Origin of the sequence: Paraburkholderia sp. BL6669N2 (genome assembly GCF_003387275.1) — a bacterium.
Lineage (GTDB): Bacteria > Pseudomonadota > Gammaproteobacteria > Burkholderiales > Burkholderiaceae > Paraburkholderia.
Genome location: NZ_QUNA01000001.1, coordinates 4431129 through 4457878, shown reverse-complemented (window position 1 = coordinate 4457878; position 26750 = coordinate 4431129). Strand labels below are relative to the sequence as shown.

The 26750-nt window shown below is 58.2% G+C and carries 22 protein-coding genes; 3 read left to right on the top strand and 19 right to left on the bottom strand.

Annotation, left to right across the window (positions count from 1 at the left end):
* Positions 1-60 precede the first annotated feature (60 nt).
* Positions 61-1152: a D-glycero-beta-D-manno-heptose-7-phosphate kinase gene (gene rfaE1, locus B0G80_RS20170; RefSeq protein ID WP_116119154.1), complete on the bottom strand. Its 1092-nt coding sequence runs from the start codon at positions 1150-1152 to the stop codon at positions 61-63.
* On the bottom strand, positions 1115-2263 hold the full coding sequence (locus B0G80_RS20165; RefSeq protein WP_116119153.1) for a glycosyltransferase family 9 protein: 1149 nt from the start codon (positions 2261-2263) through the stop codon (positions 1115-1117). Before B0G80_RS20165 ends, rfaE1 begins: the two co-directional genes overlap by 38 nt.
* A gap of 1593 nt (positions 2264-3856) precedes the next feature.
* Here B0G80_RS20165 and rffA point away from each other — a divergent pair.
* Positions 3857-5029 (top strand): dTDP-4-amino-4,6-dideoxygalactose transaminase, encoded by a 1173-nt coding sequence (gene rffA, locus B0G80_RS20160; RefSeq protein ID WP_116119152.1) that lies wholly within the window; start codon positions 3857-3859, stop codon positions 5027-5029.
* A gap of 239 nt (positions 5030-5268) precedes the next feature.
* On the opposite strand, the gene B0G80_RS20155 is transcribed toward rffA, so the two are convergent.
* The 5 genes from B0G80_RS20155 to B0G80_RS20135 all read right to left on the bottom strand — a co-directional run bounded on the left by B0G80_RS20155 (position 5269) and on the right by B0G80_RS20135 (position 10172).
* Positions 5269-6177 carry a glycosyltransferase family 2 protein gene (locus B0G80_RS20155; RefSeq protein WP_116119151.1) on the bottom strand — a complete coding sequence of 303 codons (909 nt, stop codon included), beginning with the start codon at positions 6175-6177 and terminating at the stop codon, positions 5269-5271.
* 75 nt (positions 6178-6252) lie between these two features.
* Positions 6253-7407, bottom strand: coding sequence for an NAD-dependent epimerase/dehydratase family protein (locus B0G80_RS20150; protein ID WP_116119150.1), 1155 nt, complete (start codon positions 7405-7407; stop codon positions 6253-6255).
* Entirely contained in the window at positions 7404-7892 is a 489-nt protein-coding gene (locus tag B0G80_RS20145) for an acyltransferase (protein ID WP_258878923.1), read from the bottom strand. The genes B0G80_RS20150 and B0G80_RS20145 overlap by 4 nt, the downstream gene beginning before the upstream one ends.
* A gap of 158 nt (positions 7893-8050) precedes the next feature.
* Positions 8051-9052, bottom strand: a complete 1002-nt coding sequence (locus B0G80_RS20140) for a glycosyltransferase family 2 protein (protein ID WP_116119148.1) — start codon at positions 9050-9052, stop codon at positions 8051-8053.
* 10 nt (positions 9053-9062) lie between these two features.
* A complete protein-coding gene (locus B0G80_RS20135) occupies positions 9063-10172 on the bottom strand; it encodes a hypothetical protein (protein WP_258878922.1) in 1110 nt (369 codons plus the stop codon).
* Between B0G80_RS20135 and B0G80_RS46960 the strand changes: the two genes are divergently transcribed.
* Positions 10156-10449, top strand: coding sequence for a hypothetical protein (locus B0G80_RS46960; RefSeq protein ID WP_258878921.1), 294 nt, complete (start codon positions 10156-10158; stop codon positions 10447-10449). The genes B0G80_RS20135 and B0G80_RS46960 overlap by 17 nt on opposite strands.
* Before the next feature lie 590 nt (positions 10450-11039).
* Here B0G80_RS46960 and rfbA read toward each other — a convergent pair.
* The 6 genes from rfbA to B0G80_RS20105 all read right to left on the bottom strand — a co-directional run bounded on the left by rfbA (position 11040) and on the right by B0G80_RS20105 (position 18889).
* Positions 11040-11933 (bottom strand): glucose-1-phosphate thymidylyltransferase RfbA, encoded by an 894-nt coding sequence (gene rfbA, locus B0G80_RS20130; protein ID WP_116119146.1) that lies wholly within the window; start codon positions 11931-11933, stop codon positions 11040-11042.
* 10 nt (positions 11934-11943) lie between these two features.
* Positions 11944-13005, bottom strand: coding sequence for a dTDP-glucose 4,6-dehydratase (gene rfbB, locus B0G80_RS20125; RefSeq protein ID WP_116119784.1), 1062 nt, complete (start codon positions 13003-13005; stop codon positions 11944-11946).
* Between the two features lie 932 nt (positions 13006-13937).
* Complete coding sequence (locus B0G80_RS20120; RefSeq protein WP_147309882.1) at positions 13938-14159, bottom strand: hypothetical protein; 222 nt, start codon at positions 14157-14159, stop codon at positions 13938-13940.
* A 108-nt stretch (positions 14160-14267) separates the two neighbouring features.
* Complete coding sequence (locus B0G80_RS20115) at positions 14268-15002, bottom strand: Crp/Fnr family transcriptional regulator (protein ID WP_116119783.1); 735 nt, start codon at positions 15000-15002, stop codon at positions 14268-14270.
* 472 nt (positions 15003-15474) lie between these two features.
* Positions 15475-16950, bottom strand: coding sequence for a hypothetical protein (locus B0G80_RS20110; RefSeq protein ID WP_116119144.1), 1476 nt, complete (start codon positions 16948-16950; stop codon positions 15475-15477).
* 391 nt (positions 16951-17341) lie between these two features.
* Entirely contained in the window at positions 17342-18889 is a 1548-nt protein-coding gene (locus B0G80_RS20105; RefSeq protein ID WP_116119143.1) for a methyl-accepting chemotaxis protein, read from the bottom strand.
* Between the two features lie 270 nt (positions 18890-19159).
* Between B0G80_RS20105 and B0G80_RS20100 the strand changes: the two genes are divergently transcribed.
* On the top strand, positions 19160-20260 hold the full coding sequence (locus tag B0G80_RS20100) for a glycosyltransferase (RefSeq protein WP_116119142.1): 1101 nt from the start codon (positions 19160-19162) through the stop codon (positions 20258-20260).
* A gap of 258 nt (positions 20261-20518) precedes the next feature.
* Here B0G80_RS20100 and B0G80_RS20095 read toward each other — a convergent pair whose 3' ends face one another.
* From B0G80_RS20095 to B0G80_RS20070, 6 genes are all read right to left on the bottom strand, one after another.
* Positions 20519-22060 carry an IS3 family transposase gene (locus B0G80_RS20095; protein ID WP_116119141.1) on the bottom strand — a complete coding sequence of 514 codons (1542 nt, stop codon included), beginning with the start codon at positions 22058-22060 and terminating at the stop codon, positions 20519-20521.
* 251 nt (positions 22061-22311) lie between these two features.
* Positions 22312-22719 carry a hypothetical protein gene (locus B0G80_RS20090; protein ID WP_116119140.1) on the bottom strand — a complete coding sequence of 136 codons (408 nt, stop codon included), beginning with the start codon at positions 22717-22719 and terminating at the stop codon, positions 22312-22314.
* 90 nt (positions 22720-22809) lie between these two features.
* Positions 22810-23130, bottom strand: coding sequence for a hypothetical protein (locus tag B0G80_RS20085; RefSeq protein ID WP_147309881.1), 321 nt, complete (start codon positions 23128-23130; stop codon positions 22810-22812).
* A gap of 120 nt (positions 23131-23250) precedes the next feature.
* Entirely contained in the window at positions 23251-23529 is a 279-nt protein-coding gene (locus B0G80_RS20080) for a hypothetical protein (RefSeq protein WP_258878972.1), read from the bottom strand.
* A 156-nt stretch (positions 23530-23685) separates the two neighbouring features.
* Positions 23686-24870 (bottom strand): non-hydrolyzing UDP-N-acetylglucosamine 2-epimerase, encoded by a 1185-nt coding sequence (wecB, locus tag B0G80_RS20075; protein WP_220377467.1) that lies wholly within the window; start codon positions 24868-24870, stop codon positions 23686-23688.
* A complete protein-coding gene (locus tag B0G80_RS20070) occupies positions 24871-26748 on the bottom strand; it encodes a nucleoside-diphosphate sugar epimerase/dehydratase (RefSeq protein ID WP_116119137.1) in 1878 nt (625 codons plus the stop codon). It lies immediately after the preceding gene.
* Positions 26749-26750 lie beyond the last annotated feature (2 nt).

The window sequence follows — 26750 nt, the reverse complement described above, 5'->3', positions numbered from 1 at the left end:
AATCGATGTGAGCATCGAGGGGGAGCGGGTCATCAGCCGGCACAACGAGTCCACACCGTGTCAGCTCTCGACCTCCCGCTCACGTCTGCGAGTCAGGTGCACGTTACTCGGCTTTTCAGAGCGGGGTTTCGCTCGCCAAGGTAATAGGCAAATTCGCGCGAGAATATTGCCTCGACGTGCGGAATGCAAGTCATGCTGCAGTGCCTGCTGAAGTTCGGGGCGACGGACCGTCGCGGTTCCCAATTTAGCCACAACGATGCCTGCCGCGACATTGGAAAGCACGACTGCTTCGTCCAGCGGCATGCCGGCGCCGAGCGCGGCACTTAGCGTGGCAACGACAGTGTCCCCGGCCCCCGTCACATCGAACACCTCGCGCGCGCGCGTCGGCAAATGCAATGGGGCGCGGCCGCGAGAAATTAACGTCATGCCTTTCTCGCTGCGTGTGACGAGCGCCGCTTCGAATTCAAATGCATCGCAAAGGGCGGCACCCTTCTGCTCGATCGTGGCATCACTCTCGCACCGCCCAACGACAGCCTCGAATTCGGACAGGTTGGGCGTAATGACAGTGGCGCCGCGATAACGCTCGAAATCCGTTCCTTTCGGATCGACGATGACGGGTTTTCCTGCACGGCGAGCGGCGGAGATGAGGTTCTTCGAATCGTGCAGCGACCCTTTAGCGTAGTCAGATAAGACCACGGCATCGACTTCGTGCAGTTGCCGCTCAAAGCTGAAGATCAGCTCATCTCCATTGCGTTCGGGGAAATGGTCCTCAAAGTCCGCCCTGATCATCTGCTGATGGCGGGAGAGAATCCGAAGCTTGGTGATCGTCTTGCTGCCCGCGACGCGTTGGAGAACGCAATCAACCCCGCCTTCGCGCAGCAACTCTTCGATCCGATCGGCGTGCGCATCCTGCCCGGCCAAGCCGAGAAGACGAACACGAGCTCCAAGCGCCGCCGCGTTCAGCGCGACGTTTCCTGCCCCACCGACACGCGTCTCTTCCGCTTGCACATGGACGACGGGAACGGGTGCCTCCGGCGAGATCCGCGAAGTCACACCGTGCCAATACCAATCGAGCATGACGTCGCCCACGACCATTAATTGAGCGCAGTCGAAATCAGGAGGCGAAAGCTTCACCGGCGGGTTTCTTGTCATGGTGGCCTATATCGATCGAATAAACTTCACTCAGAACGTCGGCGACAGAAGCGACGCTTATCTTTTCCATCACGTACTTCACATTCTTTGCATATTCAAATCCGAGGCTCAGGAACATTCCGCCTTCTCGCTTGGACACAGCGATGACTCCACGCTCTTTGCCGACAGGGCCCCATCGAAAAGGATTGGTGGGACCATGCAGACTAACCATCGGCGTATCCAGCATTGCAGACAAATGCATGATTCCAGTGTTCACACAAATTATGCACTCCGCCCGCCTTATTATTCCGACCACTTCAGTCAGGCTCACCTTGGCTGCCACGCTCACGACCTTCTGGCTGCCGATCAGATCAACCAATTGTTGAGCCCTTGTAGCATCTTCAGGACCGCCCGTGATAACAATGGCGCGCCCGTTATCAATCAATATATGCGCAAGATCGCGCCAGTACTCCATGGGCCACTCGCGCATGGCGAAATTTGTTCCAGAGGCCCACGGATGAAAAACAGCATATTTATCGTCAATGACGAACGGCAAACTGGAGGGACGAATAGTTTTGGTGATTTTCGGATGTTCCGTCGATTCGATGCCTAGGGGGCGCAATAGCCTTCTGAAATTATCAAGCTCATGAAGGTCTTCGCAATGCTCAACGCTAGCATCATAAGCATAATGGCGGAATTGATTCCCGGTCTTAAATCCAATTGTAAACTTCGTCTTCGTCAAAGCTGCCAATATGGCCGAAATCCTTGGCCATTGCGAAGTATCGATTAAGACATCAACCTCGTATTTCTTTATTTCCTTGAGCGCGTTCAACGGACTGGTCAACGGCACTATGACAATTTCGTCGAGGCCCTCAAACAGATCATAGATTCGCGCATTGCTTCGTGATGCAAATACCACCACCCTGGAAATCTTTTTGACTTTTCTTAACTCAGAAATAACTATTGACGACAAGATCGAGTCACCAATTGCAGCGAAGGCGAAAATGCCTGCCGTGGTGCAGTCAGCGGGCAGGCTTCGCTTTTTGCGAAACACCCCTAATATGTACAAGAAAGCGCCGCCGACAATAAGGTCGACACGCTTGAGAAGCTTCTGTCCGCGCTCATTTTTCATTTCACGCCCAGCAACATCGAGTTGAACGTCGAGCTAGAACCCGAGCGGCTGCACACCTTTGCCGGCCGGGCTGCGATAGACGTGACGAACGCGCGCCCGGGCAGATGGCCCCGGCATATCCCCGTGCGCTTGTCACCACAGGTCTTCACGTTATCGTACTGTTCGAGCAATGTCGTCAATTCCGCCTCGATCGTCTTCTGGATGATCTGACAGCCACCGCGCTGGACAGGTCTTCCAGGCTGCCCAACGTCGCCGCTGTACCGTTGATCGCTGATCCGGTCAACAAATGCATCGACGGATGATTCCCGTTAGCTAGTTGTGACTCTCGACAGGTACCGTGCTCGGTCTACCGCCACCGCCGTCCGAACGCCTCGCGTAATTCCATATACAGGATCCGACGACACCCGTGAGGATTTGCACTTCGCAGTAGAAGGTCACAAGTCGGAAGCATCGAGTGCCGAAAGTCTGCGATGGCTCGTGACGCAACTGCATGATCCGTGCTGGAACATGCAGTGTCTGTGCGGCGCCGAACGTTCGAATGTTCCAAGTGAATGTGTGCGCCCATCGCAGAAGAGGTTTTGCTGCAAAATGACACGCATAGAAAGGTGGATCCAGATGCGAAGCATAAGCGCGCAAAGACGGATAAGTACGTTCGCGCGGTCCAAGTGTCTGCCACTGGAAAAATTCTACAAACCGAAAATATAAGCGGATGAGGTCGTCCCGCCACGTCTGAATCCCCGGGAGGCGGTGGCGCAGTGATCTGCAGGGGTGCCATCGGTCGTGCAATTGCTATTTCAGTAATTTCTGGAGGCTTTTCTGGTTCACATCGGGTGAGACTTCATAACGCATATTAATGCAACTGTAATCAATCCTGCCACACCACTTTTTTGCGAACCAATAGTTAGGTTCGCTTATTGGCAATCCAACTACCTAAACTGTATTGCGCAACGCAACGTGCGCTAAACCACAGACGCCGACGTGGCAAACGCGGTATTCATAACACGCGTGCCCAAATCGCGTCGATGGGTGCGACTGCGGCGAATCGGCGCGTTGCGGATTGGGTGACAACATCAAGTGCAAGCCGTCGATTCGTCAAACCAATATGAACCCAAGTATCAATTTCGGCCCCAAGCGTATCCAGGGCTGGTGTCCGTGGTCGACGCGACGGAGCTTGCGCCTTTCCTGGCGGTGACCGACGCCGCGATCATCGCTCCCCAACGCAGGTGTGACTGCGCTGGTGCCTCGGTCTGGCGGGCAAAGCGAAGACTAGGTCTCCGAAACCGTCCGGAAGTTGCGGCGTGCAGGAGTACGTCTTTTGGGATAGGTCTTCAACGCGATACCCAGGGCTCAGCAGATGGCGAAGCTATGAGCAAGCCGCACAGTCCGCAAGCACCCTCCATGAGAGGGACAAAGTGTCACGCTTCAGAACAATCTCCTGTTGATATTCACAGCGAAAGAATTCGTGCAACTTGCTCGTTGAAACACGTAGCGAGTTCGCCGGAAAGGGGGGCCTTGAAGCCGGGCAGCTTCGAGATCCAAATATGTGTCGCAGCGAGAACTATTGATTCTCGATCATGTTGAGGTCAACTATTCATGAGCCGATCTACGCCGCAAATTGGAATCGAGGTAAACGAGAATCGTATTCCCTTCAATACGCCGGCCATGACGGGTAACGAACTGAAGTATATTGCAGAAGCTCACTTCAGTAAAAAGCTCGCTGGCGACGGCTCCTTCACAGGACGTTGCAACGAGTGGCTGCAGAAAAGAAGCGGTGCCGGCAAGGCATTGCTGACTCACTCCTGCACTGCCGCGCTTGAAATGGCGGTTCTGTTGCTGGACATCCGACCCGGCGATGAAGTCATCATGCCGTCGTATACATTCGTCTCGACGGCAAACGCATTCGTGCTGCGCGGTGGTGTGCCTGTCTTCGTGGATGTCCGTGAAGACACTATGAATCTCTCCGAGCGATTGATCGAAGCGGCGATCACGCCACGAACTCGCGCGATCGTCCCAGTGCATTACGCCGGCGTGGCTTGCGAAATGGACACGATCGTATCCATCGCTCAACGCCATGGACTTAAAGTCGTCGAAGACGCAGCGCAGGGGGTCATGGCAACCTATAAGGGCCGCAGCCTCGGCTCCATTGGTCACCTCGGAGCTTACAGTTTTCACGAAACAAAAAATATCATTTCCGGCGAGGGTGGCGCCTTGCTAGTGAACGATCCCGCCCTTACGAGGCGCGCGGAAATAATCCGCGAGAAAGGCACCGACCGCAGTCGCTATCTTCGCGGAGAAGTCGACAAATACACCTGGCAGGAAGTTGGCTCTTCATTCTTACCGAGTGAGTTGATCGCTGCTTACCTATGGGCTCAACTGGAGAGTGCTGAAAAGATTACTCAGGCACGCCTCGCACACTGGGAGCGTTATCATGCGCTCCTCGAACCGTTCGAGCGCCGAGGCGCGCTCCGTCGCCCGATCGTGCCGAAAGAGTGCCAGCACAACGGGCATATGTACTACGTTCTGGTCGAAGACGAACACGTACGCCAACGTCTACTCGATGAATACAGAAGGCAGGAAATAGGCTCGGTATTTCACTATGTTCCGCTACATTCATCTCCGGGCGGGCAACGGTACGGCAAAGCTGGCGGTCCATTGGACGTTACCGTCGACCAGTCAAAACGCTTGATTCGGCTTCCCCTCTGGGCCGGCTTGACCGAAACGCAACAGATGCGCGTGGTCGACATTTTCAGCACGCTAGTGAAATAGGGCTGACCCACACTGGACATGCGTGTGCGAATCGCATCCGGACGTTGACGAGAAGTCGTCGGCAGCGGTCCAGATGTGCCCACGCACCGGAAGGTGCGGGCTGATGATGATGTTAACCTCCGTCCCGGAGTTCTCTTATCTCGCGCAGTGTACTTTCGTCGCCATCGCTTATGCCGGTGTGCGCGCCGGGTAATTGGCAGCAGGCCGGAGTAACGAAACACTGCCCAGCAGTCCCTCACTCAATGATCGGCGACTGACAGTGAGAAACCGGCTCTAAGTCCTTTGAACACGCTCGATCTAGCCGCCGGCGAAAACTTCACGCATTTGACGGTCAACGTGACCACGGCATAGGCAATCGCAATTGCGCGGTGTGCAGGGGCGAGGTGCTTACGGCTGAAATAAACGCGATTGCGTGCCGTATAGAACAGGCTGAAGGGACTTTCATTGCCGCCGGTGGACACCGCCACCTTGTGACCGACGCTCGATGTCGGCACGTACAGCAGGCCGATATTGGCACTCTTCATGCGCCAGACGAAGTCGCTGTCGTCATAATAGACGAAGTACTTCTCGTCCATCATTCCGACTGTCTGAAAGATGCTTTTGTGCAGCAACATAAAGCAGGTCGGCGCGTATTCCGTAAACATTTCTTCGTCGAACTGCCCACGATCTTCCTTCCGATCGCCCACGTGCGGCGTGGTGGCGGTGAGCGGCGAGAATCTTCCACCCGCACACCATATCCGATTGGTGCCGTGATAGGTGATCTTGGGCACCGAGGCCAACGCGGCCGCATCTTCGGTGTGCCGCACCAAGCCCGCGATCACGTCGGCATTAGGGAAGTCGGTGTCGTTGTTGGCCAGCAGAACGTATTCGCATCCGTCTGCAAGCGCCATCTCGATGCCCTGATTGTTACCCCGAGCGACGCCGACATTGGCGTTATTGAACACGATATCGGCGTGAATATAATTGAGAGCCGCAAGCTCCCGCGATATCGCACACCCCGAGTCGTTCTCGCTGTTGTCGATCACGTACAGCTTGAACTTCGCATCGCGCTGGGCGGCGAGACTCTTGAAGAAATCGGGAAGCACGGAATCGGAGCGATACAGCACGGTGACAATCCCGATCAGCGGCAAAACATATCTCGTTGACATATCGCGTCCTTCAAATGAGTTGCGGAGGCGGTCGTCGAGGCGCCTCCGTCATGGCGTGAGGGCGTGACCGATGTGTCATGCGGCGCGTTCACAGCCCTTGTATAGACCCTTCTCCCGCATCTCGGCGATGCTCTTCTCGTAGGTGTCGGCCACCACCTCCTGCTGGTCAACCCACCGGGCAAACCGTGCAATGCCTTCGCTAAACGACACCTTGGGCTCGAATCCGAGCATGTCCCTTGCCTTGGTCAAATCGGCGTAGACATGGCGGACATCGCCTAGGCGGAATGCGCCCGTCACGGTGATGTTGACATCGCTGGCATATACCTCGCACAAAGTCCTGGCGACGTCCATGACCGAGGTGCGCACGCCCTGACCGATGCCGAACACGTTGTCCGCCGCGTTCGCGTTCGTTAGCGCTGCGTAGGTCGCATCCACCACGTCATCGATATAGACGAAGTCACGGCTTTCCAGGCCATCCTCAAAAATGTTGATCGGATTGCCGTTTTTGATGCGCGTCGAAAAGATTGAGAGAATGCCCGTGTAAGGGTTGGATAACGACTGCCCAGGGCCGTAGACATTTTGATAGCGCAACGCCGACGCATCGATGCCAATAGAACGGCAAGTTGTCATCACCATCTGTTCCTGAGTCTGCTTGGTAATGCCATAGAGCGACGTCGGATGGATTTTCGATTCCTCGTCGGTGGGCACGCATTCCATCGCTTCGCCGCTTACCGGGCAGAGATGCTCGAACTGGCCTTCGAGCATGTCTTTTTCCTTCCGCGGACCGGGATACAGAATGCCGGCAGCCGGAGAACGATACTTGCCTTCGCCGTAAATCGCGCGAGACGAAGCAACGACCACTTTGCGCACGGAATTGCAGCTATTCTTGACCAGTATGTCGAGGATCAGCGCTGTGCCATGCACGTTGACGTCGACATAACGATCGACCTCGTACATCGATTGGCCCGTACCCGTCTCGGCCGCAAGATGAACGATCGCGTCCTGCCCCTGCATGACTCGATCGAGAACGGCCCGGTCAGTCACCGACCCTTTCACGAAGTGCACGCTTTCGGGCAACGATGCGAAGATCGCAGACGTGACACTGGGATTGTCTCCGTGAATCTGCGGCGAGAGGTTATCGAGGACCGTGACTTCCGCATTGTTGGCGCAGAGCTTGCGCGCCAGACTCGAGCCGATAAAGCCGGCACCACCCGTAATCAGGACTTTCATTGTTTCTCCCTCTCCCAACATCTGGTTTCGAAGTTGTAGCGCTTGATAATTTGCGCCGGATTGCCTGCGACCACGCAATAGTCGGGAACGTCGCGGGTCACTACCGAATGCGCGCCGACCACGACGTGGCGGCCAATCTTCACGTTGGGCAGAATGACTGCGCTAAATCCAATAAATGCGCCCTGTCCGATCACCACACAATTACCTCGCGTGCGAATACGCTCGCCAATGCGGGTGGCGTCGTTGACGTCCTCATACGGATGCTCGACATCGACAATGGCAACGTTGCCGGTAATGGTCGCGCCGTCACCAATCTCGATGGAAGAGCCGCATACGATGTGCACGTTCTGTTCGATATTGACGCGGCTTCCGATCGTTAGCCGCGGCGGCGCAGCCGAATCCGTCACGACAAGCTCGATGCGCGCGCCCGGCCTAATCAACACACCCTCCCCTATCGATGCGCAATGCACGTTGACGAGCAGCATGGGACGAAAGATCGTCGTTTTCGCGCCGACCGATTGAAATACACGCGCATACCAGACGCGCGTCTTCAGCCGATGCCACGCTAAAAACGCCCGGTTACACAAATCGAGCAGCCTCACTTTGGTCGTAGCGGGGTGCTCGTTCTCCTGTACGGTCGTACTCATGCGCTGACCCGCTGCCGTCTGGCCATCTGCTTGAGCCGCGTATATACCTTGCGCAACACACGTGGCCAACGACGCAGGGAGTACAGAACCAGCTGTTTCATGCCGAGCGTTGCCGCACGCCAGCTCAATTCGATGCAATCCTCGAAGCCATCGTCTCGTCCGTGCTCCAGATAGAAGATGGCCGAGGTCAGATAGAACCGTGCGCGTCCGCGGTTGACTGCATCGCTCGCCACGCCGAGATCGGCTGCGATCTGGCAGGTCTGGATCATGTCGTTCGTGTTTTCTCTGTGACGCTCGGGATTGTTGATTCCCAATGAGGTCATGCCAGTCCGGTTAACGCGGTAAAGGCCCCACTCCTCGTCCAGGTAGCAGCCTTGCGATCCGACGACGACCTGCACCAGATGAGCCAGATCACAGACCGCTTTCAGACCTACATCAACGGGACTGCGATGACGCAGGTGGGCCCGATACATTTCCGAGCTATGAAAAAAGTGCGGTCCATTCTTGATGAGGTAGGCAGCGTCAAACGTTGCTGGCTTTTTTTGGGGCAACGGATACGGCACGGACTCCAACGTATCCTGATCCACGGTGCGCATCCGATGAACGACGAGACCACATTCGGGATGCTCTCTCAAGAAGTCGAGTTGACGCTGCAGCTTGCCGGGAAGCATGACGTCGTCGCCGTCTATGTTCGCGATGTATTCGCCGTTTGCCATTGCGACGGTATCGGCGAAGTTTGCAGCGAAGCCCACGTTGGCGTCGTGCGAAATGACCTTGATCGCATCCGGATACTGCGATCGAAACGACTCGATAACGTCGAGAGAATTGTCGGGCGAATTGTCGTCGCCCACGATTACCTCGAATGGCACGTCGAGCTTCTGGTCGAGAATGCTTTGGAGACACGGACCGACATACTCGCCTTGCCGGTAGCAGAGCACGATGACCGACAATACAGGCGCGGTGTGCTGGTGGACCGGTTGGAGAAGATTAGTATCCATGCTGTTTGTCTCAGTTGAAGACCAGCCGCCCGGCCAGGTGGCGAGCCTTTCGTTGTATGATCGGCGAGACCGCGATGGTCAATGCAGCCATGGCGAGCCACGCTCCTGATAAAACAAAGAACAGACCAATGCGTGAACAGGTTGTGAGGTCCGCAAGACTCAGCAACAGTCCGACGGGTGTGAGCGCGGCGATACGCGTGGCGAGGCCCCAATACCAACTGGAGTTGATACCGGGGATAAACTTTCGGTGAACGATCGCAACCCAGCCGAACAGGAGCAGAAAGTTCATTGCCGCCCATGCATAAGCCGCGCCCACCGCCCCGATATGAATGCCGCCAAATAGGACCGCGGGTGCATAGAGCACCAGAAAACCGATATTGCCTTTGAGATGCAGAGACAGGTCCCCTTTCGCGTACTGCACAATAAACGCCAGCGAAGCGATTGCTGAAAACGCATTTCCTGCCGCATAGCATTGCATCGTTCGCAGTGCCTCGGGGCTTAACGGCGCGCTTGCAGACCAGAATCGAAGCACGGCCTCAGGCGCACAGATGAACACTGCCGCGACCGGAATCACCGCCAATGACGTCAGTTCGGTGGCCAGCGCATACATCTGGTGAATACGTTGTCCGCCGCCGAAGCTTTCGGTAGTCAGCCGGGGAATGAAGGCCTGTTGAATCGGATTAGCCAGCAACAGAATTCCGCTCGCCAACAGCGTCGCAAGGCTGAACACCGCAAAATCCGCCAGTGGCAGAATCTTCGAGAGAGCAATCTTGTCGATCTGTGTGGTGCAGGCCCAGATCACCGTCGCCAATGCAATCGAAAGCGACAGCTTTGCGCGCGACGACAGTACCTTCCATGAGAAACGCATGGACACAAACGGTATATCGATCGTACGGCCGAGCAGCGTGCGCATCGCGGCTGCTTCTACGACAATCGCCAGAAGCTGCCACACGAAGAAGAACTCGATACGCGGCCAGATCATGATGATCGGCACAACGAGCACGGTGCGTATCACGGCAAAGGTGATGACAATACCGTTGAGTGCGACCTGTCGATCGATGCCGACCACGCCCCCGCGGTATAACGCACCGAGCCACCGCGCGATGGCCGTCAGCATCATCAGCACAAATGCCGTACGAATCACACTCGGCGGCAACGTGGACGCATTCAACCATCGTTCGGCGAAATATGGTGCGATGAAGATCGACAAGACGAACAGGATGGCGCTGGTGCCGAGAATCAGCTTTTCCAGTGATTCCAGTAGCAGTCCGACCTCGGCTTTCGAACCGGTGCCGGCCCGCAGGCTGCCGAGCTCGCGGCACAAGGTGGGGGAAAGGCCAAAGTCGAGAACGAGCACCCATGCGAGAACCACCGCGTTGATGGCAATCAGCCCATAAGCTTCGACCCCTAGATGATGCACGTATATCGGGACCATGACGATGCCGAGCAACGCGGTCACCATCTGTCCAACGAAATTTGCGAGCAGGGTTCGTCTCAACATCGCGGTCTGCCAGTAAATTCGGTAAGGGCTGAAGGTACCGCCGGAGTCGCCGCGAATTCTGAATTTGACATCGCTAATATCAATTCAACGCGAACGTGTCTCAGGGGGGAGCGCTTGATCTGTCTAACGACCGAAAGACCCCACCTCCGTTCCGGACGGCCAATGCCGGATGACAATTCACGCTGAGCGCAACGCGCATCGAAGATAGGGAAAAATCACTACTGTGAAACTTGGTGTACTACCAAAGTATTTGATGCGGTCTGCGGGCCTATCGTCACTATCGGCGAACACCCCTCGACTGCGTGAACAGACCCGTATGTGAGCGCTTTTGCGCAATCCACCTGATGATGCGCATCACTGCGGTCTACGCCTGAAGCGTACCTGCCCAGCTTTAATTTAAATGTGCGGCGGCGCACGTTCCGCAAGTTGCGTATCAGTTACCGCACGGAAGTCGCGAGTGCTTCAGTTGATTCGAACACGATGAGGTCAACGGCTCGGCCAGGCCACCTGATCCTTCGGAAGATTGAGCAAATACTGGCCATATGCATTCTTGGCAAGCGGTTTGGCGAGTCGGAGCAATTTCTCTTCGTCGATCCAATGTTGGCGGAATGCGATCTCCTCTGGGCACGCCACCACCAAACCCTGACGCTTTTGCAGCGTTTCGATAAACGTAGCCGCTTCGAGCAGCGAATCGTGTGTGCCTGTGTCGAGCCACGCGTAACCGCGCCCCATGATTTCCACTTCGAGCGCCGCGTTGTCGAGATAACGCGAGTTGACATCCGTGATTTCGAGTTCGCCACGCGGCGATGGCTTGATGTCCGCGGCAATGTCGCAGACCTGCCTGTCGTAGAAGTACAGACCCGTGACCGCGTAGTTCGAGCGCGGCTTGACCGGCTTCTCTTCGATCGACAGCGCGCGGAACTGCTTGTCGAATTCGACGACGCCATACCGTTCCGGATCGTGCACGTGATAAGCGAAGACTGTCGCGCCTTCATTTTTACCGTTCGCGCGTTCCAGTTGCTTCGCCAGATCGTGCCCATAGAAGATGTTGTCGCCGAGAATCAGCGCCGACGGGTTGTTGCCCACAAAATCACGGCCGATGATGAAGGCCTGCGCAAGACCGTCCGGCGAAGGCTGAACCGCGTACTGAATGTTCATGCCCCATTGGCTACCGTCGCCGAGCATGGCTTCGAAACGCGGCGTGTCCTGCGGCGTGGAGATGATCAGCACGTCGCGAATCCCCGCCACCATCAGCGTGGACAGCGGGTAGTAGATCATCGGTTTGTCGTAGACCGGCAGCAACTGCTTGGAGACCACATGCGTAATCGGATACAGGCGGGTGCCCGAACCGCCCGCGAGAATAATGCCTTTGCGCGCCATTGCCGTGCCTTTACGCGCGCTGCGCGTAGTTGGTCTCAACCCACTTGCGATAGTCGCCCGAAGCGACTTCGTCCGACCATTCCTGATTTTCCAGATACCACTGGACGGTTTTCGCGAGACCCGTTTCGAACGTTTCCGCCGGCTTCCAGCCGAGTTCGCGTTCGAGCTTGCGGGCGTCGATCGCATAACGGCGGTCGTGGCCCGGACGATCCTTCACATACGTGATCTGATCGCGGTACGACGCGCCCGTCTTCGGACGCAACTGGTCGAGCAGGTCGCACAGCGTGTGGACCACGTCGAGGTTCTTCTTCTCGTTCCAGCCACCGATGTTGTACGTCTCACCCGGCGTGCCGCGTGCGAGTACTTCGCGGATCGCGCTGCAGTGGTCGCCGACATACAGCCAGTCGCGCACATTCTGACCGTCGCCATACACCGGCAGCGGCTTGCCGCCGAGCGCGTTGGCGATCATCAGCGGAATCAGCTTCTCCGGGAACTGGTACGGACCGTAGTTGTTCGAGCAGTTCGTGGTGAGCACCGGCAAGCCATACGTATGATGGTAGGCGCGCACCAGATGGTCGGAACCCGCCTTGGTGGCCGAGTAAGGACTGTTCGGCGCGTACGGCGTGGTTTCGGAGAATTGCGGATCGGTAGTAGAGAGCGAGCCGAACACTTCGTCGGTCGACACGTGCAGGAACCGGAATTCCGCTTTGGCAGCGTCGTTCAACCTGCTCCAATATGAGCGCGCCGCTTCCAGTAGCGTGAAGGTACCCACGACGTTGGTCTGCACGAAGCTCTCCGGCCCGTGAATGGACCGATCGACGTGAGTCTCCGCCGCCAGATGGATAATCGCACGTGGCTTGTATTCACCCAGCAATTCGTCCATTGCTGTGCGGTCGCAAATGTCTGCGCATTCGAAAATATGCAGCGGATTACGCTGTAGCGATTTCAGCGTGCGCAGATTGCCCGCATAGGTGAGTTTGTCGACATTCACCACGGGTTCATCACAGATTTGCAGCCAGTCAAGCACGAAATTGCCGCCGATAAAACCGGCGCCGCCTGTCACGAAGATCATGGAAGCCCTTTGGAAGCCGCCTTCACGAAGTTGCGCGGAAGGTCGATCGGAATCTGGCTGACATCCGGTGAATGGTGCGGCCACCGGACGTCGATAAGCAGCTTTGCTATAGCGTTCCATCGCGACTTCCATCGCCGCGAACAGATGCAACCAGCTCAGTGTAGGGTTCCAGAAAACTTGTTTCAGTGCGGAAAGCAACATACACGCTTTCGCCTGCACTAACCGAAGGGTATCGAGGGGAGCTTCGCGCGGTCTGGCAACGCTTGTAGTATTCGCGTTGCCCGTGTTTCGACCGCGTGGCGTTGACGTTGTTCGGCCTTATCGCCGAGGTGGGGTTATTTATCGTCTCGTGGCGTTCTCGAACGTGCGACACATAATGCACATACGAAAACGCCAATGACCACGCCGAATATGAAGCATAACAAATGTGTCAAAACGCTCGACATTTACCTGGTCCTTTCAATTGAGGCGAGATTGAATTTATAACGATTCACCTCCTTCGCGATTCACGGAAAAATCACCGCATGCAGCCTGTAGAGCGTTAGAGACACACAGGCAACAGCGATAGTATGACGCGGCGATAGACGCGCCAATCATCATACTTTACTAGAATCGCGACCGGGTCGAAAAACGGCACAGTTGAGGCGGTGCACGTATGGCGTGGCAGTGAGTGCGACATTGGACCAGTCGAACGCTCACGATCGCGCTCGTTGGAGGTCACAGCGTGAAACCAGCCGCGCTTACGAGGATGGCAAAGTCGGCAAAAGCACGGATGTAGTGCGATGCGAGGCAAGAACTGCAGGCCGCCGCGCAATGGCGGTTTGACATACAAAGCAGACGACGAACGGCAATTTGCGATCAGATTTCGAGGTCTATGCTAGGACGGCAGGCCGATGAGTCTAGGCGGGCACTCCGCGCGAGCGTAATTGTTGTCACGCGCGAATAGCTCTCCGCGAGCGGGAGAAACTGCCGCACACGATCCCAAACACACGGACCGCGATACGGTGATTCTTGGCCAGGACCTGACCATTGATCTCTACGCCTCCTTTCTTCTTTCTCCACCAGCGCCGCGGCCGATCAATCGCAAGCTTACCGATCTCGCGATACGCGAGCAGCAAGCCCAACCTTTCCGGTGCCTGCGTCAGGTCGCGCAAGTCAGGTGCTCGCCGCATTTTGTCGTCCTGACACGGCAATCTACGTGAACGCCCCAACGTATTGCTGAGCGTCCCAGACGTCCATTCGGAATGTAGATGCGGCAACCCTCAACGCGTGACTTCCGTCGCGTTGATCCGCGGCAATAAGCGGTCGAATTCGCGTTTCACGATCGCATAACATTCGCATGAACGCGCCTCGAGCCCAGTCCGATCGAGGATCCGGACACGGCCACGACTATGATGGATAAGATCGGCGTTGCAAAGCTTGCCGGACGCCTCGGTCACGCCTTCACGACGCACGCCGAGCATGTCGGCAATGACTTGCTGCGTGACTTGCAAATCGCTGATGCCCGAACGATCGATATCGACCAGCAGCCAGCGGCACAGTTGCTCGTCCAGTCGGTGCAGCCTGTTGCACGCCGCAGTCTGCGCGACCTGCGTGAGGAGAGCTTGCATGTACAGCAACATCAGCGAGCGCAAGGAAGCGCAATTGCGCAGCGCGTCGCGCAGTGCGGCAGCGCTGATTCGATAAGCAAAACCCCGGCATTGAGCCTGAACGCTGGCCGGCATGGTGTCACCACCCGTCAGGATCGGCACACCCGTCGTGCCATCCCTGCCGATCGCGGCGATCTCCACCGAGCTGCCGTTTTCCATGGTCTGCAGCAGGGACACGATCGCTGTGGCCGGAAAATAGACGGTTCGGATGATTTCACCGGATTTCGACAGCAGTTGACCCGGACTCAATTCGACGAGTTCGAGATGAGGGAGCAGCGCTTCCCATTCATGCGTTGGGAGCGCCTCGAACAAACGGTTACCACGGCGGTACGACTGGAATGTCGTCATCATTTCCCTCACGTAAGTATCGCAGCCTGCCTGGATATGGCAGGCCTCCGCTCGAATCGAGGAGCCAGTGACGATGCATTGCCCTCACTCGTGCGGCCGGCAAACAGAAGCGGTAATGGAGACGATCAAGGCTTCGCACTGGTCATCGCGTTGCGTTCGATGTCGCAATGCAGCATAACCGGCGAAGAAGTCCGCGCCAATAATGCTGGCGGAATAGCCCGCACGATCGGCGGAATTAAGAGGAATATTTTGCGCCGGACGTTCGCTAGAACGCTGGACGCAAAAATGTCACTTTGCGGCAGAGTGAAAGACGGCCGATATTAGTTGATTGCCAACGATTCCTATTCCGAAATCGCAGCAATGTCCATTTTATTAAGGATGTCTATGGGACGGAATAAACTGAATAATAATACCTTGTCCGACCGACTCGAATCGGTAAGCAGAGGACGTGCAGGGGGCTGCACGTCATCAGTCAGCGGCGATGGTCCGCTCGACCGCGACGCGACCGGCCACTCGCATGTCCGTCGTCATCCGCTGTCGTAATCATTTCCGCTTCCTGCATGGCGTCCTTCTCAGCCAGCGCTTTCAGAACGCCGGTCAGAATCCGCTTGCCGATTTGATGGTGAAAGATCCAGACGCCGTGGATTCGTCCGGAGAATGCGGCCTCGCTCCCGAGCTCCGGGTCCGGCCGAAACCCTGAACCCAACCCGAACGTGAAGAGTCCGCGTACCACTTTGCCGTTGATGTCGAGCGGACGGGCAAACTCGTCAACCTCGATGCCGCCACGGCAATATTGCAGCGGAATGCGCGCCCCGCGATGGTCGACCAGGGTGGACATGTTGGGCCCATAGCCGGCGCTATGGATCACGCCACACGAGTGCGCAAGGCAGGTAGCAGCGCGGACGCGCTCGTCTTCGCCGGAGCCCGCGTCGATCAATTCGACTCGCGGCTTCGTTCCCGCAACACGGCCGTGCGACATCACCGAACATGCGATCTCGAAGGCGCGGTAGCGCAGACCGCTGGAACGATTAACGCGCCCCGTGATCGGGCAAATATCGTTGACTGGATCGACTGCATAGCCCCACGCGCGGGCTTCCTCCTCGGTTTCGAAAAACAGCCGGATCGGCGAGCGGTGAATGATGGCGATTTCATTGAGTCCAGCGTCACCGAGATCAGTCGCAAGACGCTCGGTCATCGTGAAGGCGCTATGCGAGCCGCCGATGATCGTGATCCGGTTCGTGGCAGAAGCAAACACGGGCGCAAAGGTATCGACCAGTTGCGTGCTCGTAACGCGCAGCAGTTCATCCGACGTGCAGGTGATGACGCCGTTGCCCGGCAATGGAATGTCCAACGTACGGCACAGATCGTCGACCTCTTCGACGCGCTGCGTTCCGCCCAGGTTCATCACGACGGTGTCGCTGATCACCGTCCGGCGTGCCGCCGGTCTGCGCGTGTCGTGATAAGCGATTTCGAAGCGGCCGTCCTGGCTATGACGAATCGCGTCGATTTCGTGTCCACGCAGTACATCGACATCGAAATGTTCGGCGAGGTGCGCGATGAGCCGCTCGGCAGCCAGCGTGAGCAACTCGCCGACCTCAGAGAGCAGCGGTGCGCCGTCGGGGTCCGCGGCGAGTTTCCTGTGCAACTCGTTGTATTCGCGGATGTCGCCGAACACGTCGTCGAAGCGCTCGTGCTCGAGGCACGCAAGGAAAGATTTGGCGACCGAGTTGCCCGTGACGTTCACATAGTCGCCAAGCTTGCCTGCTCCGAGCCTCACGCGTTTGTCGATGATCAGCAGGCCGTTTCGGGCCACCTCCGCCAGCTTGCCGCTCTTGAATGCGTAGAACAGGAAGCCCATTCCTGCCGGGCCGGCGCCGCACAACACACACGAGTAATCGCTTGGTACGCTCCCGGAACTATCCGGACCTGCCGCTGAGGACCTCTGCATGACTTTGGGGCTCGATAGTTGTCCGCTGTGAATGATGTGCACCATGTGCGTTGCCGGCGTCGAGGACAACTCCTCGGATCGGATTCGACATACAATATCCCTCAATGCGAAGCATCACTCTGTGCGCTCGCGCACGGACAATATTCCGGAACCTTACCGCAAGGCGTCACTGCAAAAAATATTCTGTTGTACGGAAGGATTTCCGGACCGCGATGGCGTCGGGAAAAATGCCTTTAATTAGCAATCGACATACCAGTTGAACAAGCTGAATGGTTACATGTATACGCTGATTTTACAAAATCTAACAATTAGGATGTCTGAATTAAATTGCCGCTCGTTCCCCGCTTGAAAACGGCGCTCGCCGACGACGCGAGCGCACGCCCCTGCGCCATTACGCCATCTGAAACACCGCCACCGCATCCCGCAAAATCGTCGCCTGCTCTTCCAGCGATTTCGCCGCCGCAGCGGCTTCCTCCACGAGCGCCGCGTTGTGTTGCGTGACTTCGTCGATCTGCGAGACGGCCTTGTTGACCTGTTCGATACCGTCGCTCTGCTCGAGTGCGGACGCCTCGATCTCATTCATCACGCCGGTCACGCGCTCGACGGCGCTCATCGCTTCATGAATCGTCTTCTGCGCGTCGGACACGAGGGACGCGCCCTCCTGGACCTTGGCGGCCGACTCACCGATCAACTCCTTGATCTCTTTCGCCGCCGCACCTGAGCGCTGAGCGAGGCTGCGCACTTCCGACGCCACCACCGCGAACCCCCGCCCCTGCTCGCCGGCGCGCGCTGCTTCCACTGCCGCGTTCAGCGCCAGAATGTTGGTCTGAAACGCAATCCCTTCGATCATGCCGATGATTTCCGTCACCTTGCGCGACGACTCGCTGATCCCATCCATCGTTTCAGTGACACGGGACACCACTTTGCCGCCACGCGTGACTGTGTCGAGCGCGCCATGGGCGAGCCGGTTCGCCTGCTTCGCGTTGTCCGCGTTCTGTTTCACCGTGGCCGACAACTGCTCCATGCTCGCCGCGGTCTGCTGAAGCGCCGCAGCCTGCTGCTCGGTGCGTGAGGACAGATCTGCATTTCCCGATGCAATCTCGTTGGCTCCCTGAGTGATCGCCGTCGTGCTGCCGCGCACTTTCGACACGGTCTCGACGAGGCCGTCGCGCATCTTCGTCAAGGCGCCCAGCAACTGGCCCATCTCGTTGCGCGACTTGACTTTGATAGCCACTGTCAAATCACCGGCGGCGATGCGCTCGAAATGCTTGACGGTCGCGTTGACCGGCTTGATCAACGCGACTGACAAACCGATCCGCGCAGCCACCCCGATCACGAGCGCGATAGCGCCGATCGCGACGAACAGCAGCGTCGCGATCTGGAAGCGCTGCGCGGCCGTTTGCGCTTGCTGATGCTGGCTGTCGATCCGCGAGCGTTCGAGCGCGTCGATCGCTTTCGAATAGGTGGCGTAAAAACCGTTCGCCGTCTCGCCCTGAATATTGCGGAAGGTATTGAAATCGAAGTCTGCAAGCGCCTTGAACTCCGGCTCGATCGCCTTGTCGACCAGCGCGCTGCGCGCCTGTTCCACGGACTGCGCGAGCTTCTGCTCGTTATCGTCCGCAAAAGGGCCGGCCATGTAATTGCGGAAGTCTTTGTTCGATTCGACCAGCACCTTGTGCGCGGCCGGCAACAGGTCGTCGGTCTGCTTGCCGACGCTAAAGAGCGTCTGATACGAACCCAGTGCCAGCTGCACTTGCAGCAGCTTCTCGGAGCTCGCCTTCAGATGCGACAACGCGGCGGCGCTGCGTTGCGTGTCGTCGAGACTGCTGTTGGCGAGCTTGAGCGCGCCATAGCCGACACCGATCACTGTCAGCAGGAAAGCGACGAATACGCTGATCACCAGCGTCAGGCCGCCACGAATTGTGATGTTATTTAGCATTGGGTCTCCGGAACGTCTTGCCGATCGGCGGCGAAACAGGTTGGCAGGCGCGCGCGCCATCTTTTTGCGCGCGACTTACTCTTCGCCGCATCCAGGTTAACGACCTCGCACGGCCACTGCTAAATAGGTGGAATCCATGACTGGCGGGCATTTGCGAGCGGCTTTGACCTCACTATCTGGGATCCGAGGGCAACCACGCGACGCCGCTGCTTTTCCGGGCGTGGCGCGTTTCGTTTGTATAATTCGGCGTCTTCGCTCAGGCCCACTTTCATGCTTAGTTTTGCGCTCGGCTTTCTCGTTTCACTGCTGATCACGCTGTTGATCGTGCGCTACGCGCATCTGCATGAAAAATTCTCCACCGACACCGATCTGGCCGGCGTGCAGAAATTCCATGTGCGCCCGGTGCCGCGCATCGGCGGGACCGGCATTCTGCTTGGGCTGATCGTCTCCGCCGTGCAGTTGCATCACCAGTATCCCGCCGTGTCGGGCGGCATTCTCGGACTGATTGCATGCGGCATGCCGGCCTTCGGCTCAGGCTTGGTCGAGGACCTGACCAAGCGCGTGTCGCCGCTTGCAAGGCTCGTCTGCACAATGGCGGCGGCCGCGCTCGCCTATTTCCTGCTGAACATCGCCGTGACGCGCATCAGCGTGCCGCCGCTCGACTTCCTGCTCTCGTACGCGGTGATCTCCTGCGCGGTCACGGTGCTGGCGGTGGCCGCGCTCGCCAACGCGATCAATATCATCGACGGCTTTAACGGACTCGCGTCGATGGTCGCGTTCATGATGTTCGCCTCGCTCGCCTACGTGGCGTTCCAGGTGTCCGATCCGATCGTGCTGTCCGCCTCGTTCATGATGATGGGCGCGGTGCTGGGCTTCTTCATCTGGAATTTTCCAGCGGGGCTGATCTTTCTCGGCGACGGCGGCGCGTATTTCATCGGCTTCATGCTTGCCGAGCTGTCGATCATGCTGGTGATGCGCAACCGCGACGTATCGGCGTGGTATCCGGTGCTGCTGTTCATGTATCCGATCTTCGAAACCTGCTTCTCGATCTACCGGAAGAAATTCATTCGCGGCATGTCGCCGGGAATTCCCGACGGCGTGCATCTGCATATGCTGGTGTATAAGCGGCTCATGCGCTGGGCGGTCGGCACGCGTACCGCGCGCGAATTGACGCGGCGTAACTCGCTGACGTCGCCGTACTTGTGGCTGCTGTGTCTGATCGCGGTCGTGCCGGCCACGTTGTTCTGGCGGCACACGCTTCACCTGTTCTGCTTCGTGGTGGTGTTCGCCGGGACGTATGTCTGGCTCTACGTGAGTATCGTGCGCTTCAAGTCGCCGCGGTGGATGGTGGTCAGGAAAAGGAGACGGTGAGCGCGGCTCACCGCTCCTCATATCAGCAGCGTTAGAGCGAGCTCAGCCTCCTCTGCGCGTGCGGGCCTCCTGTATGCGTTGCCGGTGCTCGACGAAGACGTCAGAGCGAGTGCCTGGATGTCACGTGCATCACGTCGGTCACCAACGCGAATGGGCAGACGCCCTGTCCCGGTGGGCGCAAACTATTGCTCGCGTACCCTTAGGTGCCGGTAAAGTCCGCGACGCTCGAGGGGGGTGCGGACAAATTCTTGGACTGATTTACGCCGCGATTCCAAGACTCTGCCGGTATTCGACGGGGCTGAGGGAACCGAGCGAGACCTTGATACGCTTTGCGTTATACCAGCGGATATACGAGTCAACGACTTCAATGAATTGATCAACGGTCGTCGCCCGCCAGTCACGGGGATAGAATAACTCCGTCTTGAGGCGCCCGAAGAAACCTTCGCAGGCTGCATTGTCGGGCGAACATCCTTTGCGCGACATCGAGCGAATCAGTCTGGCATCCCGCATCCGTGAGAGCCATCCCGGCCAGAGATAGTGGGCACCGCGATCGGAGTGAACCACGGGCCGCTCCTCGCAGGTAGCCACTGACTCAATCGCCGAATCCAGCATGGTATTGACGAGTTCGGCATCCGGCCGCGTGCTGATTGACCAGCTCACAACGAGACCGTCGAAGCAGTCAATCACCGGCGACAGATACACCTTGCCGGCCGGAATCTGGAATTCGGTAATGTCCGTGAGCCATTTCTGATTCGGGGCAGCGGCGCGGAAGTCACGATTGATGATGTTCTCCGGCGCAGGGCTTATTTCTCCGCGATAGGAGCCGTAGCGACGTCGCCTGGTCGTGGCAGCGGCCAGACCTTCCTGTCGCATCAAACGTCGCACCACCTTCTCCGAGATGACGATCTGCTGCCTGCCCAACGCAGCGTGGATCCGGCGATATCCGTAGCAACGGTGATTGAGTTTGAAGATATCCGCGATGACGCGACGCGCGTCAGCGTGCCTGTCAGCGACAAGCTGACGTGCGCGGTGATAGAAGTAGGAACTGCGGGCAAGCCCCAGGGTCGCTAACAGCTCTGGGAACGAATAGCTCTGCTTGAGGGCATCAACCAGCATCGTCTTCTCCCGGTTGCTCAGGAGTTGCGGGTCGATGCCCATTCCTTTTTTTATCAGTTCGCTCGCCTTCTTCAGGATGTCGTGCTCGAGCTGCAGTTGCCGGATGTCGCGTCGAAGCGATTCGACCTGCTGTTCCAGTTTCGCACGCTCGTCGTTCGGTACTGGCTTCTTCTGGCGTTTCATGGATGCTGGGGCGTCACGACCGAGTAGCTGGTTCTTCCAATTGTAAAGCGTCGGCCTGCTCACGCCTGCTTTCCGGGCAACCAGGCGCGCGCTTTCCTCTCTGGTGCACAGCTCGATGACTGCCGCCTGCTTCACCTCCGGTGATTTCGGAACGCTGCCAGTTGCTCTGCCGACAACGCGTTTTCTGATTTCGGGATGCAGCTCTTCGATCCAGGCTGCAAGCGTCTCGCGACTCGGATAGCCCAAAGCCCTCAAGGTTGCGGCAGCACAGCGGTCATGGCTCAAATAATGACCGACGGCCGCCTTCTTCTGTTCAGCCGAATACCTCGCCCTCGAACGAACATAGCCGGCCCGTAGATCATGGCACTGTTCGTATTCGCGATGCCAGGCTTTGAGAGAATTCTTTGTTGGATAGCCCAACTGCCGGATGGTAGCCCCGATGCGCTTGCCAAGCTTCAAGTAGAGTCGGACCGCTCGAATGCGATCTTCGTATGAGAACATGAACTACCTCCAGGTAGTCCAAGTTTTCGTCCGCACCCCCGAACGCCGCCGCTGAGCAACGATATCGACGATGTTTCCGTCTCCTTCACGCGCTCGTTGGCGAACAGGGCGATGACGCCCGCGAGCGTGGCGACGGTGAATGTCTCATTGGGAATGGACAGTGTGTATATTGATGTTGGCTCCGCAAATGGAAAAGGGCCAACGTCCCCGATGGGATGTTGGCCCATCGGGGTAAATGAAATTGAGATTTTTCAGTCGATATCGAGCAGGCGCGACACCACCGCCGCTATCGACCACGCCTGGGAGCGTGACAGCGACTTGATGCGGATGAGCGGGACGCTCTTCCACAACTGGGACTCACCATTCGTGGCCAGTTCCAGCACGTCGACGCGGATAATCCAGCCTTCGGAGTTGCCGCGCCCGACAGCCAGGCTCGCACGCCGCGTTGACTGCTCAACAGGCCACGGCGCGGGCGTCCCAAGACCAAACCTGTCAGGGCAATCTTCGTCGATGAAGTTTGCGTGAGTCACCCACTCCGGCTCAATCTCGGTACGGCGCAACGCATGTGAAATCTGTTCGACAACGCTGCCAACGGTCGCACCGACCGTATCGAACGGGGCGGCCGCCAGCGCGACCGGCAAATCAAGGGTTTCAGACATAGAGGGGCCATAAAAAGCAAAAAGGCCACACCCCGAGGGTGCAGCCTTTCAAGAAAAGAAGGACCGGTTAAAGCCGGTCCGCATCAACAATCAGCGGGGAACGCGCGGATGCCGACGTTCGCGATCGGCCTTACGGCCGAGGTCGCTCATGTGCTTGCCATACGCACAAATCGCGATCGTCAGGATTAGCGCAACTACACCGAAGCCCATAGTCATTCTCCGTTTCATGGAATCCATGCCCTCAGTAAAGGTTAGCACAATGATCGCCGCGAGCGCGGCCTCGTTCAGAATAGCGCTCCACGTCCAACTGCTGGTTGAGTGCCAATACCCAACGAAACTCACCAGGGAAGCGACAGTGAGCGCGTGACAGAAGCGACCGAACATCGCAAGGACCGGAAACGCATCATGCACCAGGGGCGCCGCAAGCGCGGTGAGCGTTACCTAGCTGCGGATAGCGGCCATGTGTGACGGCCGAGGCGCCTAAATGCCTGTGTTTGGCGGCACTGTCGGCGATGCGCAGCGCGATCTATCTCAGACGGCAAGAACCCTTGCAGTGGTGGTTCGCATTATCTTGCGCAACCCAATTTGCGGCCGAGTCGTGAAACGACCACGCCACGGGGGACAGCGAAATGTGCTGCCCCGCCTGGGCGACGGCGCTGTCATTGACAGATGACACATCGGCTTGGGGTAGCGCAAGGTCCAATTGATCGACTGGTGCCGGTATAACGCCAGCGCAACCACCAGCCGTACTACCTGCGGCGGGGATAGCCGTCGCCGATGCACACTAGCACTGCTGCCGCTGGCCTTCACTGCATACTGGATCCATTCGTACGGCACATGCTCGCCCAGCCGAGCCCATTCAAGAGGCGACTGTGAGTCAGCGAGCAGGCGCGGAGGCGATGAAAGTTAATCGACACATCCGTCTACAGCCGATTTGCGCCAAAAACGGAAACGCCATTCGGTCGCTTAACCAGACGGCATTGCGGCCGCGGGCCGCGTTTTCGCTGGCGCGTTTCGGTCCGGCCCAAACATGCCCTTCAGGATGGCAACGATCTTCTCGCCCGCCGTCCCGTCGCCGAACGGATTGTTTCCCGCCGACATGGCTTGATAGGCGACTTTGTCATTAAGCAGACGCGTGGTCTCGCCGACGATCGCATTGACATTCGTCCCGACAAGCTTATTGACGCCCGACATGACACCTTCCGGCCGTTCAGTCACGTCACGCATCACCAGAACCGGCTTGCCCAGCGCCGGCCCTTCTTCCTGAATACCGCCCGAATCGGTCAGGATAATGTGACTTGCAGCCATGAGACGCAGAAACGGCTTGTAGGTCAGCGGCTCCTCCAGATAAATGCTCGCCTGATTGCTCAACACGCGGTTCACCACTTCCCGAACCTTGGGATTCATATGCACCGGATAAATGATGCGCGCATCCGGATGCGTCTCGGCGATTTTCCGCAGCGCGGTGCAGATGTTCTCAAAGCCGGGCCCGAAGCTCTCGCGGCGATGCCCGGTCACCAGCACGATTCGCCGGCCTTCCGCGAGCGCTGCTTCGACCCGATCCGGCAGCGCGACATGTTCCCGTTTCAGGCGTTCGAGCATCAGATACAGCGCGTCGACGACCGTATTGCCAGTGACGAAAATACGCTCCGCTGGCACCTGCTCGGCGAGCAGATTGCTTTTCGACAGTTCCGTGGGCGCGAAGTGCACATCGGTTACAAGCGAGGCCACACGTCGATTTAGCTCCTCCGGGAAGGGTGCGGCCATGTCATGGCTGCGCAGTCCGGCCTCGATGTGCCCAACGCGAATGCGCCGATAGAACGCCACCAAGGCTGCGACCTGAACGGTCATCGTGTCGCCCTGGACGAGAACGATATCCGGAGAGTGCGTCGCGAGAAACTCGTCGATCGCGGTGAACAGCCTGGCACTCAAACCCGCCAGCGTCTGATTCTGCGACATCACGTCGAGGCTCGCGTCCGGCGTCACGCCAAAGTCTGCGAAGGCCTGCATCAACATCTCACGATGTTGCCCGACCGAACACAGGCAAACGTCGAAGTGTTCGTGCGCCGCGCGCAACGCCCGCACGACTGAAATAACCTTGATTGCTTCCGGCCTGGTGCCAGCAAACACTACAATTTTTTTCTTTATCATTCACAAAGCCCGTGTTGCTGGCGCCACGCTATGCAACGCCGGCGCGGCAGCCGGCTGATACTCCGGCACCCAGCGCCGCAGATCGCGGCGCACTTCCTGATCGCTCGGCACACGATGCTGCATCAGCCACGGCAGCAGTTCGTCGAGGAGATTGTCGGGCGCTTCACGCGCCTGCGCGATGCGCAGCTTCGGATGCGGCGTGCGCGTGGTGGCTTCGTCGTCGGCCAGCAGTTCCTCGTAGAGTTTCTCGCCCGGACGCAGGCCCGTGAACACAATGCGGATGTGCTCCTCGCTGAAGCCATACAGGCGAATCAGGTCGCGCGCGAGATCGACGATCTTGACCGGCTCGCCCATGTCGAGAATGAATATCTCACCGCCGTGCCCCATGCTCGATGCTTGCAGCACGAGTTGCGAGGCTTCGGGGATCGTCATGAAAAAGCGCGTGATCTCCGGATGCGTGACCGTGACCGGCCCACCCTTCGCGATCTGTTGTTGAAACTTGGGAATCACGCTGCCCGCGCTGCCGAGCACGTTGCCGAAGCGCACCGTTTCGAACTGCGTGCGCGTGCTGGTTTGCTGCAGCGCCTGACAAGCCATTTCCGCGAGGCGCTTGCTCGCGCCCATCACGTTGGTCGGGTTCACTGCCTTGTCGGTGGAGATCAGCACGAAATGCTTCACGTCGTGACGAATCGCCGCGCGTGCGACACGGTATGTGCCCAGTACGTTGTTGCGCACCGCCTGCCATGCGTTCAACTCCTCCATCAGCGGCACATGCTTGTAGGCCGCGGCGTGAAAGAGGATGTGCGGCGTGTAGCGCGACAGCACCTGATCGAGCAGCAAGGAATCTTTGGCGTCGCCGATCACCGGCACCACGGAGAGCTTCGGAAAGCGCTCATGCAGTTCTTCCGCGAGACGGTACATCGCGTATTCGGACAGATCGAACGCGATCAATTGCGCGGGTTCGAAGCGCAGAATCTGGCGGCACAGTTCCGAGCCGATCGAGCCGCCCGCGCCCGTCACCATCACCACGCGGCCGCTCAACAGCGCTTCGACGTGCGGCATGTCGATACGTACCGGTTCGCGCCCGAGCAGGTCTTCGAGATCGATCTGCCGCACGCGCGACAGGAACGCTTCGCCTTGCGTGAGCGTGGTCAACGCGGGCAGCACCATGGCCCGCACGCCGGCGCGCACGCACAGCGTTGCCACGCGGCGTTGCGCATCCACCGACGCCGACGGAATCGCGATGATCGCGTGCTCGACCTTCATGTCCGAAGCCCAGTGCTGCAGATCGCTGATCGGCCCCCACACCTTGTAGCCGTAGATTTCGCGGCCCTGCTTCGCGGGGTCGTCGTCGAGCAGGCCCACCAGCCGCCATTCGCTCGAACGCGACAGCTCGCGCGCCAGGCTCGCCCCCGCATTCCCCGCGCCGAGTACCACCACCGGCTTGCCCTGTCCGACGAGGCCGCCGTACAGATAGAACTCCTTGGAAGCGCGATAGAGCGCGCGCGAGCCGCCCATGGCGAGGAACAACAGAAGCGGGGAAACAGCGAGTACGGAGCGCGGAATGATGGGATGCGGTTGGGCCATGACGGCCACCATCATCATCACGAATGCGCCGGCCAGCACGGCTTTGGCGATGCGCATCAGGTCCGGCAGGCTCGCAAATACCCACATGCCCCGATAGAGGCCGAAGATGCGGAACATCACACCGTAGACGGGAAGCACCCAGATGAGGGTTCGGACGGCGCCGGACCAGAACTCGACCGGAACGTAGCCATTGAAGCGGATCAGATATGCCGCGAGCCAGGTGCCCGCGACTGCGCAAAGGTCGAAGGCGAAAGCGCTAAATGATAGCCATGAGGCTTTGTGTCGAAGCATCG